Origin of the sequence: Curtobacterium sp. MCPF17_002, from assembly GCF_003234115.2 — a bacterium.
In the GTDB taxonomy this organism is placed as follows: domain Bacteria; phylum Actinomycetota; class Actinomycetes; order Actinomycetales; family Microbacteriaceae; genus Curtobacterium.
On record NZ_CP126251.1, the window covers coordinates 3,606,985 to 3,623,036 of the forward strand.

At 67.9% G+C, this 16,052-nt stretch carries 15 protein-coding genes; all 15 read right to left on the reverse strand.

From position 1 onward, the window contains the following. Positions 1–67: 67 nt before the first annotated feature. The 15 genes from DEJ28_RS16920 to DEJ28_RS16990 all read right to left on the reverse strand — a co-directional run bounded on the left by DEJ28_RS16920 (position 68) and on the right by DEJ28_RS16990 (position 16,034). The gene (locus tag DEJ28_RS16920; RefSeq protein WP_111116950.1) at positions 68–1,045 is read right to left on the reverse strand and encodes a DNA topoisomerase IB; all 978 of its coding nucleotides are present in this window, start codon (positions 1,043–1,045) and stop codon (positions 68–70) included. 250 nt (positions 1,046–1,295) lie between these two features. Further along, a complete protein-coding gene (gene tuf / locus DEJ28_RS16925; protein WP_111116951.1) occupies positions 1,296–2,483 on the reverse strand; it encodes an elongation factor Tu in 1,188 nt (395 codons plus the stop codon). A gap of 146 nt (positions 2,484–2,629) precedes the next feature. Beyond that, on the reverse strand, positions 2,630–4,747 hold the full coding sequence (fusA, locus tag DEJ28_RS16930; RefSeq protein ID WP_111116952.1) for an elongation factor G: 2,118 nt from the start codon (positions 4,745–4,747) through the stop codon (positions 2,630–2,632). 116 nt (positions 4,748–4,863) lie between these two features. Then, on the reverse strand, positions 4,864–5,334 hold the full coding sequence (gene rpsG, locus DEJ28_RS16935) for a 30S ribosomal protein S7 (protein WP_056121395.1): 471 nt from the start codon (positions 5,332–5,334) through the stop codon (positions 4,864–4,866). Positions 5,335–5,338: 4 nt separating this feature from the next. After that, on the reverse strand, positions 5,339–5,707 hold the full coding sequence (gene rpsL, locus DEJ28_RS16940; protein ID WP_071292552.1) for a 30S ribosomal protein S12: 369 nt from the start codon (positions 5,705–5,707) through the stop codon (positions 5,339–5,341). Positions 5,708–6,129: 422 nt separating this feature from the next. Continuing rightward, complete coding sequence (locus DEJ28_RS16945) at positions 6,130–7,344, reverse strand: hypothetical protein (protein WP_111116953.1); 1,215 nt, start codon at positions 7,342–7,344, stop codon at positions 6,130–6,132. An 81-nt stretch (positions 7,345–7,425) separates the two neighbouring features. Further along, complete coding sequence (locus DEJ28_RS16950) at positions 7,426–7,887, reverse strand: DUF6121 family protein (RefSeq protein ID WP_111116954.1); 462 nt, start codon at positions 7,885–7,887, stop codon at positions 7,426–7,428. 24 nt (positions 7,888–7,911) lie between these two features. Then, the gene (locus DEJ28_RS16955; RefSeq protein WP_146248910.1) at positions 7,912–8,532 is read right to left on the reverse strand and encodes a CBU_0592 family membrane protein; all 621 of its coding nucleotides are present in this window, start codon (positions 8,530–8,532) and stop codon (positions 7,912–7,914) included. A 189-nt stretch (positions 8,533–8,721) separates the two neighbouring features. Further along, on the reverse strand, positions 8,722–9,510 hold the full coding sequence (locus DEJ28_RS16960; RefSeq protein WP_111116956.1) for a hypothetical protein: 789 nt from the start codon (positions 9,508–9,510) through the stop codon (positions 8,722–8,724). Beyond that, positions 9,507–10,259, reverse strand: a complete 753-nt coding sequence (locus DEJ28_RS16965; protein WP_284180757.1) for a hypothetical protein — start codon at positions 10,257–10,259, stop codon at positions 9,507–9,509. Before DEJ28_RS16965 ends, DEJ28_RS16960 begins: the two co-directional genes overlap by 4 nt. Then, a complete protein-coding gene (gene pilM, locus DEJ28_RS16970; protein ID WP_111116958.1) occupies positions 10,256–11,311 on the reverse strand; it encodes a type IV pilus assembly protein PilM in 1,056 nt (351 codons plus the stop codon). Before pilM ends, DEJ28_RS16965 begins: the two co-directional genes overlap by 4 nt. A 22-nt stretch (positions 11,312–11,333) precedes the next feature. After that, positions 11,334–12,173, reverse strand: a complete 840-nt coding sequence (locus tag DEJ28_RS16975) for a prepilin peptidase (RefSeq protein ID WP_111116959.1) — start codon at positions 12,171–12,173, stop codon at positions 11,334–11,336. After that, a complete protein-coding gene (locus tag DEJ28_RS16980; RefSeq protein WP_111116985.1) occupies positions 12,170–13,909 on the reverse strand; it encodes a hypothetical protein in 1,740 nt (579 codons plus the stop codon). The genes DEJ28_RS16975 and DEJ28_RS16980 overlap by 4 nt, the downstream gene beginning before the upstream one ends. A gap of 50 nt (positions 13,910–13,959) precedes the next feature. Further along, positions 13,960–14,649: a PulJ/GspJ family protein gene (locus tag DEJ28_RS16985; RefSeq protein WP_349774954.1), complete on the reverse strand. Its 690-nt coding sequence runs from the start codon at positions 14,647–14,649 to the stop codon at positions 13,960–13,962. After that, positions 14,649–16,034 carry a type IV pilus modification PilV family protein gene (locus tag DEJ28_RS16990; protein ID WP_181433827.1) on the reverse strand — a complete coding sequence of 462 codons (1,386 nt, stop codon included), beginning with the start codon at positions 16,032–16,034 and terminating at the stop codon, positions 14,649–14,651. The genes DEJ28_RS16985 and DEJ28_RS16990 overlap by 1 nt, the downstream gene beginning before the upstream one ends. Positions 16,035–16,052: the final 18 nt, after the last annotated feature.

Consider the following 16,052-nt stretch of genomic DNA (forward strand, 5'->3'; position numbering starts at 1 on the left):
CTTCCGTGCCCGTGTGGGGGTGGTCGGGCACGATATCCAACGGTACGTCATCTCAGCGAGTTCGGGGTCACTGTCGGTACAGGAGGGCACGGACCTCGGACTCCGCGGCGTGGATCCGGCGCGGGTCGATGGTCTCGCCGTGGTCGTACGCGTCGAGGAGGCGCGGGTCGATGTAGCTCTGGCGACACACCGTCGGGGTGTTGCCGAGTTCGTCGCTGGCGACCTTCACGGCGTGCGAGACCGCCTTCTTCCGCTTCGCCTGTGACGACTGCGGCCCCGTCTGGGCGAGGTCGACGGCCGCGGCGACGGTGCCGTGCAGGGTCCGGAAGTCCTTCGCGGTGAACTCCTCGCCGGCACGCTCCTTGACGTAGGCGTTGATGTCCTCGGCGGAGAGCGGCTCCCACTCGGCGCCGCGACGTTCCCGGAACGAGAGCAGGCGGGCGTTCGGTCCGCGGCGCTTCATGCCCGCGATGACGGGAGCGAGGTCCGGGTCGTGGATCGACGAGGACCACTCCTGGCCGCTCTTGCCGGGGAAGTCGAGCTCGATGTCGTCGCCCGAGACGTGGGCGTGGGCGCAGAGGAGCGTGGAGAGCCCCCGGCTGCCGTGCTCGGACGCGTACCGTTCCGACCCGACCCGCAGCGATCCCTGGTCGAGCATCCGGAACGCCGCAGCGAGCGCGCGCTGCCGGTCCGGCTCCGGCCGACGGAGGTCCTGCGTGACCATCCGGCGTGCGGCCGGCAGGGACTCGGCGAGGGCGAGGGCACGGTCGTACTTGATCCGGTCCATCCGCTCGCGCCAGCCCGGGTGGTACATGTACTGCCGCCGGCCGGCGCCGTCGATGCCGGTGGCGAGGATGTGGCCGTTCTCGTACGGCGAGATCCAGACGTCGTCCCACGCGGGCGGGATGACGAAGTCCTCGAGGCGCTGCCGGACCTCCGGGTCGGTGACGGTCTTGCCGTCCGGGTCGCGGTACGAGAACCCGCGGCCGCTGCGGACGCGGTGGTAGCCGCGACCGTTGGTCGCGGAGCGGCGGAGACGTGTCACGCCGTCGATGCAACACGCTGACGCCTGTGATCGGAGACGGTCTCGGCGCCGGAGCAGCGTGACGGGCCCGGTCACGTCCCTCAGGGCTGCGCTGACGGCCCGGGCGGTCCCCCTGGTACGACGGCGTCCGCGGAGCCCTCCGGGGGCGTGCACGACGCCGTGAGGACTCCGGTCCGGACGGTGCGGGCGGCGCAACGAGAAAGCGGGGCCGAGCCCGAAGGCCCGACCCCGCTTCAGCAGGTAACCGGAGTTACTTGGTGATCTCCTCGACCGTACCGGCACCGACCGTACGACCACCCTCACGGATGGCGAAACGGAGGCCCGGCTCCATGGCGATCGGCTGGATCAGCTCGACGCTCATGGAGACGGTGTCGCCGGGCATGACCATCTCGGTGCCCTCGGGCAGCGTGATGACGCCGGTGACGTCCGTGGTGCGGAAGTAGAACTGCGGGCGGTAGTTCGCGTAGAACGGGTTGTGACGCCCACCCTCGTCCTTGGTCAGGATGTACGCGTTCGCCTTGAAGTCCGTGTGCGGCGTGACCGAACCCGGCTTGACGACGACCTGGCCGCGCTCCACGTCCTCGCGCTTGAGGCCACGGATGAGCAGACCGGTGTTGTCACCAGCCACAGCCTTGTCGAGCAGCTTGCGGAACATCTCGATGCCCGTGACCGTGGTCTTCTGCGTCGCGCGGATACCGACGATCTCGACCTCGGAGTTGAGGTCGAGCGTGCCACGCTCGACACGACCGGTGACGACCGTGCCACGACCGGTGATCGTGAAGACGTCCTCGATCGGCATCAGGAACGGCTGGTCGGTGGAGCGCACCGGGTCCGGAACGGACTCGTCGACGGCGGCCATCAGGTCCTGGACGGACTTGACCCACTTCTCGTCGCCCTCGAGCGCCTTGAGCGCCGAGACCTGCACGACGGGAGCGTCCTCGTCGAACTCCTGCGAGCCGAGCAGCTCGCGGACCTCGAGCTCGACGAGCTCCAGGATCTCCTCGTCGTCCACCATGTCGGACTTGTTCAGCGCGACGACGATGTACGGGACGCCGACCTGACGGGCGAGCAGCACGTGCTCACGCGTCTGGGGCATCGGGCCGTCGGTGGCGGCGACCACGAGGATCGCGCCGTCCATCTGCGCCGCACCCGTGATCATGTTCTTCACGTAGTCGGCGTGACCCGGAGCGTCGACGTGCGCGTAGTGACGCTTCTCGGTCTGGTACTCGACGTGCGAGATGTTGATCGTGATACCGCGGTCGCGCTCCTCGGGAGCGCTGTCGATCTGCGCGAAGTCACGGGCCTCGTTGAGGTCCGGGTACTGGTCGTGCAGAACCTTGGTGATCGCCGCCGTGAGCGTGGTCTTGCCGTGGTCGACGTGACCGATGGTTCCGATGTTGACGTGCGGCTTGGTGCGCTCGAACTTGGCCTTGGCCACTGGGGTCCTCCTCAGGACTCGGAAGCGACACCCCCGGCCGGCCCAGATGGGCTCGGGATCGTTGGTGCGCGGTTTGTGTCTTTACTTTACTTGGTGGCGAGGGGCCCGTCGCCGGGCTCCCCCGCCTGTGGAGAAACGCTGGAGCGTTACTCCCCCGCGTTCTTCGCGATGATCTCCTCGGCGACCTTGGCCGGGACCTGGCTGTAGGTCTCGAAGGTCATCGAGTAGACGGCACGACCAGAGGTCTTCGACCGCAGGTCGCCGACGTAGCCGAACATCTCGGACAGCGGCACGCTCGCGCGGACCACCTTGACGCCGGAAGCGTCCTCCATCGAGGCGATCTGGCCACGACGGGAGTTCAGGTCACCGATGACGTCGCCCATGTACTCCTCGGGCGTGCGGACCTCGACGGCCATGATCGGCTCGAGGATCGCCGGACCGGCCTTGCGAGCCGCTTCCTTGTAGGCGATCGAGCCGGCGATCTTGAACGCCATCTCGGACGAGTCGACGTCGTGCGCCGCGCCGTCCTTGAGGGTGGCCTTTACGCCGACCGTCGGGTAGCCCGCGAGGATGCCGACCTGCATGGCGTCCTGGATACCGGCGTCCACCGACGGGATGTACTCGCGCGGGACACGGCCACCGGAGGTCGCGTTGACGAACTCGTAGACCTTCTCGCTCGTGACCTCCATCGGCTCGAGCGCGATCTGCACCTTCGCGAACTGACCGGAGCCACCGGTCTGCTTCTTGTGGGTGTAGTCGTAGCGCTCGACGACCTTGGTCAGCGTCTCGCGGTAGGCCACCTGGGGCTTGCCGACGCTGGCCTCGACGTGGAACTCGCGCTTCATGCGGTCGACGAGGATGTCGAGGTGGAGCTCGCCCATGCCCTTGATCGTCGTCTGACCGGTCTCGGCGTTGAGCTCGACGCGGAACGTCGGGTCCTCTTCGGCGAGCTTCTGGATGGCCGTGGAGAGCTTCTCCTGGTCGGCCTTCGTGTTCGGCTCGATGGCGACCTCGATGACCGGCTCCGGGAACGTCATCGACTCGAGGACGACCTGGTTGGTCGGGTCGCACAGGGTGTCACCGGTGGTGGTGTCCTTGAGGCCGATGACCGCGTAGATGTGCCCAGCGGTCACGTTGCCGACCGGGTTCTCCTTGTTGGAGTGCATCTGGAAGATCTTGCCGATGCGCTCCTTCTTGCCCTTGGTCGAGTTGATGACCTGTGCACCGGACTCGATCGAGCCGGAGTACACGCGGACGTAGGTGAGGCGACCGAAGAACGGGTGCACCGCGACCTTGAACGCGAGGGCGGAGAACGGCTCGGAGGCATCCGGCTTGCGGATGATCTCCTTCTCCTCGTCCTTGACGTCGTGGCCGATCATCGGCGGCACGTCGAGCGGGGACGGGAGGTAGTCGATGACCGCGTCGAGCATCGGCTGGACGCCACGGTTCTTGAACGCAGAACCGCAGAGGACCGGGTAGAGCGTGCTGCTCACCGTGAGGGCACGGATCGCGGCCTTGATCTCGGCTACCGAGAAGTCGGTGTCGCCGTCGAGGTACCGCTCCATGAGGACGTCGTCAGCCTCGGCCACGCGCTCGATGAGCTTCTCGCGGTACTCGGCGGCACGGTCCTGCAGGTCGGCCGGGATCTCCTCGATGGTGTACTTGGCACCCATCTCGACGTCACCCTTGGCGTCGCCGCGCCAGGTGAGCGCACGCATCTGGACCAGGTCGACGACACCCTCGAAGGAGCTCTCGGCACCGATCGGCAGCTGGAGCACGAGCGGCTCCGCGCCGAGGCGGTTCACGATCGTGTCGACGGTGTAGTAGAAGTCCGCGCCGAGCTTGTCCATCTTGTTGACGAAGCAGATGCGGGGGACGTCGTACTTGTCGGCCTGACGCCACACGGTCTCGGACTGGGGCTCGACGCCCTCTTTCCCGTCGAAGACGGCGACGGCACCGTCGAGGACGCGGAGCGAGCGCTCCACCTCGACCGTGAAGTCGACGTGACCGGGGGTGTCGATGATGTTGATCTGGTTGTTGTCCCAGAAGCAGGTCGTCGCGGCCGACGTGATCGTGATGCCGCGCTCCTGCTCCTGCGCCATCCAGTCCATCGTCGCAGCGCCGTCGTGGACCTCACCGATCTTGTGCGTGATGCCCGTGTAGAACAGGATGCGCTCGGTCGTCGTGGTCTTGCCGGCATCGATGTGCGCCATGATGCCGATGTTGCGGACCTTGTTCAGGTCGGTGAGCACGTCCTGTGCCACAGGGTTCCTCCGGAAGAGTTGTAGGAGAGGTTGGCGTCCGTCCGGGCGCCGGAGTTCTTGACCACCGACGCCCGGACGGTGCCGGGACTACCAGGCCAGCCTGACGAGTGTCAGACCTACCAGCGGTAGTGGGCGAAGGCCTTGTTCGACTCGGCCATCTTGTGCGTGTCCTCACGGCGCTTGACCGCGGCACCGAGACCGTTCGACGCGTCGAGGATCTCGTTCATGAGACGCTCGGTCATCGTCTTCTCGCGACGGGCCTTGGCGTACGAGGTGAGCCAGCGGAGCGCGAGGGTGTTCGCGCGGTGCGGCTTGACCTCGACCGGCACCTGGTAGGTCGAGCCACCGACACGGCGGCTGCGGACCTCGAGGGTCGGACGGACGTTGTCGAGCGCCTTCTTGAGCGTCACGACGGCATCCTGCTGGTTCTTGGCGGTGACCCCTTCGAGTGCGTCGTAGACGATGCGCTCGGCGAGGCCCTTCTTGCCGTCCAGCAGGATCTTGTTCACGAGCTGCGAGACGATCGGCGCGCCGTAGACCGGATCTGCGACGACGGGACGCTTGGGGGCGGGACCCTTACGAGGCATTGGCTCAACCCTTCTTCGCGCCGTAGCGGCTACGAGCCTGCTTACGGTTCTTCACGGCCTGCGTGTCGAGCGCGCCGCGGATGATCTTGTAGCGGACACCGGGGAGGTCCTTCACACGACCGCCGCGCACGAGCACCATCGAGTGCTCCTGGAGGTTGTGGCCCTCACCGGGGATGTAGGCCGTGACCTCGGTACCGTTCGAGAGCTTCACACGAGCGACCTTGCGCAGTGCCGAGTTCGGCTTCTTGGGGGTGGTGGTGTAGACGCGGGTGCACACACCACGCTGCTGGGGGTTCGCCTTCAGGGCGGGCGCCTTGGTCTTGGTGACCTTCGGCGAACGACCCTTGCGAACGAGCTGCTGAATAGTAGGCAACTGTTCTCCTGGTCCTGCTCGTGTTCTCTGGCCGACGCGGACCGCCGGCTTCCTCGTCCCACGCTGATCACCGCCTGACGGCGGCCGATGAGTGGGGGACGGAGTCCGGTCGACCGAGGGCCGAACCGGTTTTTCGGGCACGCCTCAAGGCGCACACCCAGAAGAGACTACCCGCGTAACCTCGCGAAATCAATCCGGGCGCGTCGCCCTGGAGGCCCGTGCGGACCGCCCTGGGCGAACACCCGTGACCAGCCTGGTCACCCTGCGCGCGGGGCGCCAGCCAGGTGCGGATTCCGCACGCCTGCGGAGCCCGGAAGCCGCCGGATCGGGCCGCGACCGTGCGCACCGGCGGGCGCGCGTGGCGGGGGCGAGCCGCGCCTCCAGGCCGGTGGTCAGGCGGAGACCGCCGGACGCGAGCCGGGTCAGGACCCGGTGTCGGACGAGCCGTTGCCGACCGCGGAGCGGAATGTCGCACCGGCGTCGGTGAAGCCGGTGATGTAACCGCCGGCGTTGACGTTCATCGGACCGGCGGAGGCCGTGCCCACGCCGCCCGGACCCGAGATGTTCGCCGTGAACGTCGCGCGACCGAACGTCGTCGTCGTGACGAGCCAGCCCGACGAGACCCACCCGCCGACCGACACCGCCGGGCGGGTCTCGAGCGTCCACTTCTGGTTCGTGTACGTGTAGGCGGGGTCCTCGCCGTAGGCGTAGAAGCTGCAGCCCTTCGGCGACGCGTCGGTCGAGGCGATGCAGCCGTTCACCCAGGCGTCCACCGCTGCCTTCGCGGACTGCTCGCCCGCCGCAGTGAGCTTCGTCGTCATGGGCGCCGGGACGGCGGCCGCGCCGCCGAAGCCCGCGACGGTCGCCGTCGAGGCGTCCGCCGAGTACCACTTGCCGCCGTCGAGCGTGACGCCGTACGTGCCGGGCAGGGCCGTGAGCTCCGCCGTGCCGTCCTTCGACGTCGTGACCGACTGCCCGCCGACGAGCACCTTCGCGCCGGACGGGCCACGGACGCTGACGTCCACCGCGCCGAGCGTCGGCGCCTGGAGCTCCCAGATCGGGAACACGCCCCACTCGGTCCCCGTCTTGTCGAGCGTGAACGTCGACGAGACGTCACGTCCGTCCTGCTTGAGGTACGCCGTCACCGTCGCGGTGTCGCCGTCGTCGCGGGTCGCCGCGATCCGGTACCCGGTGATGCGACCCGTCGCCTTCGCGTACGCGGCGTCCGTCAGCAGGACGTCGTCCGCGTCGTGCTTGATCCCCGCCGCCTTCAGGGCCGCGTCGACCTTGCCGGCCGAGAGGTCGTCGAGGAACGCCCGCACCGGACGGTCCGCGGAATGCGAGGCCGTGCCGACCGAGTAGCCGACCACCCCGGCAACGGCGAGCAGCACGATCGCGGCGCCGCCGGCGATGATGCTGATGAGGGCACCACGGCCGAGCTTGCGGCGTGGGCGGGCAGGCGCCGCTGCGGGCGCGGGCGTGCCCACGGGCGCGGTTGGGCCCACGGGCGCGTTCGTCGGTGCATTCGCCGGCCCGTTCGTCGGTGCGACGGTGTCGAGGGGTGCTCCGCGGGTGCCGCTGATCGTGTCGACGGTGGGGACGGCTCCCCAGCCGTCGGCCTCGTGCTGGTCGGTCATCGGTCCCCCGTCGTGCTGGTGTTGCCGTGCTGGTGCTGCGTGCTGTGTTGCGCTGGTGCTGCGTGCTGTGTTGCCGGGATCCTATCGCCGGGCGCCGTCATCGCTCGTGGACGGGACCTGCGCCTGCGGTGTCTTCGCCTGGTGACGGGCCATCGTGATGCCACCCACCACGCAGAGGAGCGCCACCACGACCGAGCCGACGACGAACGGCCCCAGCGCGTAGCCGGCCGGGAAGACCAGCAGCTCCGTGAGGTCCGACCGGACCAGGGCGTAGCCGACCGCCCCGACACCGAGCATCACCAGGTACGCGGTTGCAGCGGCGACCAGGCCCGTGACGCCGGGGTTGCCCTCGCGGGCACCGACCGCCGTTGCGAGGAACACCACCGCCGCGCCGCCGATCACCATCGCCGGCCCGAGGTAGGGGGTGGCGTCGGGCTGGGAGATGACCTCGACGTCGGCGAGCAGGGCTTCGAAGCCCGTCACCGCGATCACGAGCGCGATGAAGAGGACCGACGTCATCGTCGCGATCAACCACCGGGACATGCGGTGATCGTATCGCTGGGAGGGTCAGGCGCGGGTGGAGTCCGCGTGGCGCGGCTGGTCGGTTGCCGGCATGGGCGCGGGAGCGGCCTGCTGGTCGGCGTGCTGCTGGGCTGCCGCGACGAGGGCGAGCGCGATGGTCGCGGTGATGACCGGGATCGACTCCGTCATGGGGGCGGCGGCGGTCTGGGTCTCCGTCGCGCGGGTCACGTTGGCAGCGGCGGTCGCGGTGGTTCCGGTGGTCGCGGTGGTTCCGGTGGTTTCTGTCTGGAGGCGCGGGGCTGCGGCCGCCTCGTCCGTCGCCTCCGGCTCGTGGTCGCGCAGCGCCGGTCCGATGATCGGCAGGACCGCCGTGGTCGCCGGCGGTTCTATGTGCAGCACCGGCAGCTCGGAGTCGACCGGAACGCCACGCTTCGCAGCACGGCGTGCGTTCATCATCTTCACCAGGACCACCACGGCGACGATCGCCCAGATGCCGTTCACGATCGTCGACGGCAGGGCGTGGTGCGCCGCGACGTTGACCGCGACGGCGAGCCCGCCGACGAGGTTGAACAACTGGTAGACGGGGCCGTTCGGGAGCTTGCCCGTGGAGAACAAGATGTAACCAGCAAGGACGGTTACGGCTCCGAACCAGCCGAGGAATTCCACGATTCCAGACAACACGCGCGACTCCGGGCACGACGAGGAACGGCCGATTCGAGCCGACCGTTCGAGAGGGGTGTGAGCAGCCACGAGCGCGGCGTCAGGAGCATCGTAAGCACAGCGACAGGCGTCGCGGAAGAGGGCTCGGCGTGGCGCGTCACACCCCAGTGAGAGGGGCGTTCCGCGGGGGTCGGATCAGCCGTTGACAGCGCCACTCGCGGTCGTGGTCGACGAGTCGGTGGCTGACGTTCCCGAGCCCCCTTCGGATGCCTGCGAGTCCTGTGCGGACGCCGCGTCTGAGAGCACGTAGATGAAGCCGGACAGGGTCCACCCCGTCGTGCCTGCGTCTCCAGAGGTCTCGGTGGTGGAGTCGTCCGTCGTCTCGGCACGGTCGGACTTGATGTCGTTCACGAGGAACAGCCGCTCCCCGTTCTGGACTCCGGAGGTGAACGCGAGGGCCTGCTCGAAGGACCCCGTCACCTGGATGCTCAGAGCGATCGTCGAGAAGTTGGACGCCGTGATCTGCGGGTCGGTCACGGGCGCGGTGACAGAAGGCGTCGAAGCCGATGCCGTCGGAGTCGCCGCCGCGGAGGTCGATGTTCCGGTCGGACCCGTGGTCGCGGCTTCGGCGACAGGCGGGGTGTACGCCGCGGCCCACGAAGTGGTGATCCCGCTCACCGTCACACCGGTGGAAGCAGCGACCGCGTTGACCTCCTTGTAGAAGGCCGAGGTGTTGGCCGCCGCCGGGATCGAACGGTCGAGTGCGGCAGCCTCCCGACGCATGGCAGGGAGCTTCGCAGATTGGGCAGCCAACCTCGCGAGCTCGGTTCGGTACGTGTCGTTCCTCGCGTCGATGGACTGTTGTTGCGTGCGGTTCGCTGCAGCCGACGCGAGCTGGGGTTGCACGCCGAGGAAGAACCCGCCGACGAGCACGATGGCCCCGATCGCCAACGCGATCACGAGTTGCAGCCGGTTCTTGGTCATTTGGTCTTCTCCGAGTACTTGCCGTCGAACGCCTGCTGGTTGATGTGCACCGTCATGTCCACCGTGTAGTGACCCGTGTTCGAGTCGAGCGTCACGGAGTTCGCATTGGCGTCGACGAACCCGGGCAGACCACGGACGCGGTCCAGCCAGTCGGGGATCGAAGGGAGAGTCGGGCTGTCGGCCTCGAACGTGAGGGTCGCCACGCGGGCACCCTGCAACGGTGTCGTCGGCTGGTCGTAGCTCTCGAGTGGCGAAGCGGAGTCGACCGTCACACCCACGATGCTCACCCCCTCGGGCAGCGAGCCCTGCGCCTTCGTCAGATACGTACTCCAGTCGATTTCCGGAGCGCCGCCGACGGTTTGCGCTGCCTCGGCGAGCGCGGTGCGAGATTCGACCTTCCGGACCTCCGAGTACTGCCCCTGCTGCTGGAGCAGAGCCGTACCCTCGTCCTGCGCACTCCTGAGCTGCGTCGCCGAGGACGCACTGTCCATTGCGGACACGGCGACACCCAGTGCGACGACGGCAGCGACCACGACTACCCCGAGCCATGCTCGCCGTACCGTTGCCCGCTGGCGACGGTGAACGAGGACCTCCACCGGGAGTAGATCGGCTCGCGGAATCCCACCGACGATGAGGACCGCCTTGCCAGGGGTCCGCACCCGCCCGCTGGGGGCGTCCGGAGCGCTCTTCGCGGGCCTCGCCTTGCGGATGCGTGACGCAGCCGCTGGCTTGTCGAGGGTCTCGGTCATGCTGCTCGTCCTCCTGCTGCGAGTCCCCACGCCACAGCGAGGGACGACCCTCGCTGGTCGAACACGTCGGCTTCCACGCCTCGAGCTCGTCGCACACCCGCGAAGGCATCACCGAACACCACCTGCACGTTGGTCGACTCAGAGAGTGCCTCCCGGAAACCCGCGAGCTCTCCCCCCGCACCCGCGAGGACGATCCGTCCCACCGAGCGCCCCTCGTCCTTGGTGTTCGCGAAGTAGTTCAGAGTGTTCCGGACGCTGGCGATGAGCTCGTTGGCGGCTTCTCGGATGACGGCGGCCGCGCGCTGGTCGTCAGGTGTATGAGCCCGTGCGCCCATGCCGATGTACCGCTTCACGGCTTCGGCCTGTTCGACGGGGATCTCGAGCCGGAGCGCGATCTGCTTCGTCGTCTCGTCCCCACCGGTCGGGATGATACGCACGAACTGCGGGACACCGTCGACACTGATCACGACAGTGCTGGTGTTGCCCCCGACCTCGACGAGCGCAACGGTGCCCGCCGATTCGCCGATGGGGGTGAGCACACGACTCAGTGCGAACGGGATCAGGTCGACGCCGACCGGGTTGAGGCCGGCGAGCTGCGCGGCTCGGACGTTCGCGAGGACCGCGTCCTTCACTGCGGCAACGAGCAGACCGTGCACCACCGGGCCGGACTCGCCCATCCCCTCGCCGGTGGGGTAGAAGTCGAGGATCGCGTCGCCGACCGGCACCGGAAGTAGATCCTGCACCTGGAACGGCAGCGATTCACGGATCTGCGCGAGAGGTGCCTTCGGAACGGAGAGGTCACGTGACAGCACGCGCTGGTTCCCCATGCCGAGCGCGACGTCCTTCGTCTTGAACTTTCCGATCGACCACAGCTGGCGGAGGACGCCCGCGATCGTGTTGGTCTCCAGGACCTCACCCCGCTGGGTTGATCCCTCGGGGAGCGGCACTTCCGCGATTCGTTCGATGGAGGCGACGCCCTTCCTGGAGCGTGCGACCTCGACGGCGCGGATGGACACGCTGCCGATGTCGATGCCGACGACGTTGCTCGTCATGGTGATCGCTTTCTCCGACGGTTCAGGTGAGGCCGATAAGGCCGAGGTAGGCGTCCCACAACGGACCGCCGCAGAGGATGCCCAGCCAGGCGCCGGCGAGCATCCACGGTCCGAACGGGATTCCGCTCCCACGCTTCGCGCGTCGGGCGGCCAGGAGACCGATGGCGAAGATAGCCCCGAGCGCGAACCCGCCGAAAGCTCCCACTGCGAGGGGTCCCCATCCGAGGTACGCGAGGACCAGGCCGAGTACGCCGGCGAGCTTCACGTCGCCCATCCCCATACCTCCGGGGACCGCAACGGCCAAGCCGAAGTAGACCGCGACGAGCACGACCATGCCGATCGCCGCACGACCCAGTGCCCACCAGTCACCGGACGCTGCTGAGACCCCCGCGAGGAGGACGCCGAGGATCACGTAGGCCGGAAGGACGATCTTGTCCGGCAGCCTGTGCGTGTCCAGATCGATCAGTGCGAGCGCGACGGTGATCCCCATCAGGTACAGGAGCACCACGAGCATTCCGATGGTCGGGACGAGGGTTGCCCCGGCGCCTGCGGCACGGGTGAGGACGATGCTGGCGACCACCGCGAACAGGGCCGCCGTGGCCGCCTCCACAAGCGGGTACCGAGCGGAGATGCGAGCGCCGCAGTCGCGACACTGGCCGCGAAGAACGAGCCAGGACAGCACCGGGACGTTGTCGAACCCGCGGATCGCGTGGCCGCACTCCGGACAGGCGCTCGGCGGGTTCACCACCGACAGCCCCGCCGGGACGCGGTACACGACGACGTTGAGGAACGAACCGATCAGGAGGCCGAACGCGCCCGCCAGGCTGGCTACGCCGACGGCGATCTGCTGCAACGCGCTCATACGCAGGCACCAGCCTTCTTCGCGCAGTCTCCCGACGTCACGTACGCCGGCGAGACCTCCGCCATGGTCGTCACGCCGTAGGTCGTCGTCACCGGGTTCAGGAAGCTCGGCGGCGCGGAGTGCTTGAGCCGGGCGTCGTACTCGTACGCCTTCACGTAGCCGTTCGACCCCTGCCGCACCACACCTCGGAACTTCTGTGCGATCGCGCCGTAGACCGTGAGGGTCCCGCGGTCGCCCCCGTAGGCGTAGTTCTGCACCTGGAAGGTGTGTGCCGCGGAGATGATGGCAGCGTCGATTTCACGGTCAGAGTCGCCGAGGATCGACGAGTAACACGTGCTGTAGCCGCAGGAGACCGCCTTCACGGGGTTCCAGACCATCACGGCGTTCGTCGCGGTGAGGCCCAGCATGTCCGCGCCTCGGTCCTCGTAGGTCATGTCGCCGGTCACGTAGAGGTAGTTCTCCGCGGCGACGGTCACCTGACCGTCCAGCACGCCGTGCACGAACGCGTCACCGGATCGCGCGCCGTAACTGCACGGCGTCGTGCTCAGCTGAGTCTCCCCGGCGCGAGGGTACCCGACGCCGTTGCCCGAGGTCGGGTTGCACGCGTCCGGGAGCTTCGCGGTCGTCGTTGCGTTCGCATCGCCTGCCTGCGGCACGTTCTGCACGTAGACGAGGTTGTTCTCCGGAACCGGTACGGTCGCCCCCGAAGCGGACCCGAGCTGCCCGGCTCCGGTACCCGGGATCCCGCACGCTGCCGGGGTCCGACCGCTGGTGGGGTCTGTCGCGTCCGTCTGGGTCTTGATGGACCGCGGTGACTTCACCGTCATCGTGCCGTCAGCGTTGAAGGTGATGTCCGTCGGGCCCGTGTAGAGGCAGCCCGGGCTTCGCGTCGACGTCGCGGTCGTGTTGTACTGCGTCGCAGCCTTCTGCTGGGCGTTGGTCGACGGCATGCCGATCGTCGATGTGAACGCCGGCTGCGTGACGCCCGCGGGGAACCGCTGGCCAGTGCAGCTCGAGCCGTTCGAGTCGACCCGGCTGTACCGGAGGCCGGAGGCCGGGTTCGAGGTCGTGATCTGACTCGTGAACGTCGCTTGGCAGATGCGCATCGTGTCGTTCGAATGGGCGGGTCCGTCGATGGTGTCTCCACCACTGAACGCGATCTCGCCACAGACGTTGCGAGAGCTCGACGTCGGACGTCCCTCCCAAGCGTGCTTCACGCAGGTCGCGGGATCGACGTTCGTCATGACCGGGTCCTGGATCTCGTAGTCCGTGAAGTAGAGGAAGTCGATGAACCCCTGCTGCCGGATGCTCGCGACGACCGACCGCACGGACGTGCCGACCTTGCCGGTCGAACGAACTCGGATCACACCGGTGTCGTAGTACTTGGAAGTGTCGACCTCGTACCGGTAGAGCGACTTCCCGTCGCCGCCGGGAACGGTCGCCCAGGTACCCGCAGTGCCGGTTCCGAACGCCGGATTGGTGGCTCCGCCGGTGGGCATCGTGAGTGCGGTGCTCGTCGAGGAGAACGGGGCCGACGAGTTGCCGTACTGGGTGTACCCGGTGTCGTTGGACAGCCGCGCCTCGTAGTCCTGCACACCGGCGTACGCGGCGCTCAGGGCGGCGTTCCAGTCAGCATCCGTCGAGGACTTCTTGATGCCCGCGACGGCGACCGAGGTCGCGGTCGCGATCATGAACACCACGACGGTTCCGAAGATCACCGCGATGGCCAAGGCCATCCCGCGGTCATCGCGGAGCGCATCGAGATGGAACCACTTCCGGAGGCGGATCACGTGGAGTCTCCCGTCGGCTCGAGGAGGTTCGGCAGCCCGATCGTGTTCTGCAGGGTGATGCCGTTCTTGAGGGTGCTCGCCGTCGACGACAAGCGGAGGGTGACCTGCACGAACGCGATCTGACCGATCTGGTCGGCTGGGATCACGCCAGCCGCGTTCAGCGGCAACACGTTGTTCGAGACGTCGAGGTACTGGAAGACCGGCGTCCCCGAGCCGTCCGGCACCTCGATCGACGACGCGATCGTGGAGGTCGCACCAGAGCCGCTGAACGTGTAGTACGCGTTGTCGGTCGTGGTTCCGGCGACGACCTTCTCCGTGAGGAAGCCGTCTGAGCTGACCGAGAATGTGACCTGCTGCGGCACGGCGTCGCGGCCGGTCGCGACGAGCGTCGTGAACTGGACCGACGAGCGACCCGCGGAGATGAAGGCCGGGGAGTCGCTCGCGCCGACGCGAGGGTTGTCCGCTGCAGCGCGGACCTTGCGCACGATCTCGTTCATCGCGTTGGAGGCGTTCCGGCTGTTCTGGTCGCGAGCCGCCGCGAAGGTCGTCGCCCGCGTGATCGAGTAGAACGTGCCTCCGACGATGGCGAGAAGGACCGCGAACAGCCCCATCGCGACGAGGAGCTCGATCAGGGTGAGCCCGTCTTCCCTGCGCTCACCGCTGACGGCGGAGCGGATGCGCTGCATCACGGTGCGACCCGCGGGTCGAGGGTCACCGAGCCGGCGTTCAGCAGGACACCGAGCAGCCCCTTGGCCGTCACGTTCACCGCCGCCGAAGAGGAGGACTTCTGGCTCGTGACCGACCACGTGCCGTACGGCAGGGCGAGCGTGACGTCGACGGTGCCCGAGCTTCCCGTGGACGTTCGTGCGAACGAGTACGACTGTGTCACCTTGCATCCCGGGTCACCGTTCGCCGCAGCGGCCGTCTTCGCGGTCAGTATGGTGTCGGACTTGTTGATGGTCACCGTGACGAGCCCCATGGGCACGTTCGCGGTGAGCTGGTCCTTCGACACCGACGGGGTCGGGGTCTTCCCGATGCGACCGTCGCTCGCGCGCGGCCACATGGTGGGGTCGGTCGACAAGCAGCTGTTCGGGTTCGTCGTGGTGTCGGCGTTCGTGACGTTCGAGTCGTAGACGCCGGGGTAGACGACGTAGCCGGAGCCGATCGGGCTGAGGTACTGCGTCGCTGCGGTACCGGTCGCCTTGTAGGTCCCGTACGTGCTGACGAACGACGTGGTGAGGTTCGTGGGCAGGAGCGCGCCGGCAGCGTTGCTGGCGTAGTTCATCGAGACCGCGATCGCTGGGTCGTAGTTGAACGAGGCCCCGCTCGACTGCCCTTCCTTGACCACGACGGTCTTCGACGGGGCTGCAGACTGTTCCTGGTCGCGGTACTGGCCGGACGGTGGGCCGAGGGTGACCGTGTAGGTACCGGGCGTCACCTTGACGGCGACCGTGCAACCGTCCTGGTTCGTGGCATCGGGCTGGGTCGCGGGCGATCTGGCTGTGTTGGGCGAGACGGAGGTCGACGGGGCGATCGTCGCTGTCACGCCGTTCACGCCACCGCTCCCGGTGATCGATTGCACCTGGACGAGGATCGTGCCGAGGGACGGGTCGTTGATCTTCGTGGACGGCGAGAACACCGTCTCCTGCGTGACCGGAGCCGCGGAGCCCATACCCGGCCAGGTGACCGTGATGTGCACGTTCAGGAAGAGGAGCTGTGCGGCCGTTCCGGTCGCAGCGGCCGAGCACCGGTTCGTCGTGCCGTTGGTGTACTGCCAGTCCAACGTGCGCTTGACCGTGTACTGACGGCCGTCGACTGTCGGCTGCGTGGTCGTGCCGGCCATGCCGGTGATGTTGTTCTGCGCGTCGATGCGCGCGGTGTCGATGGCACCGGCAGCGAGGTTAACTGCCTGGGATCGAGCAGAGTTATCCGAGGTGATCCGCATGACCGAGACCACACCGACCAAGGCCCCGGCGATGATGATCCCGAAGACGGTGATAGCGACGATGACCTCGATGAGCGTGAAACCGTCATCGCTCGGCCGCGGTCTCTCTCGTAGCGCGTGCAGCACGGTTCTCACCTCCTCGTC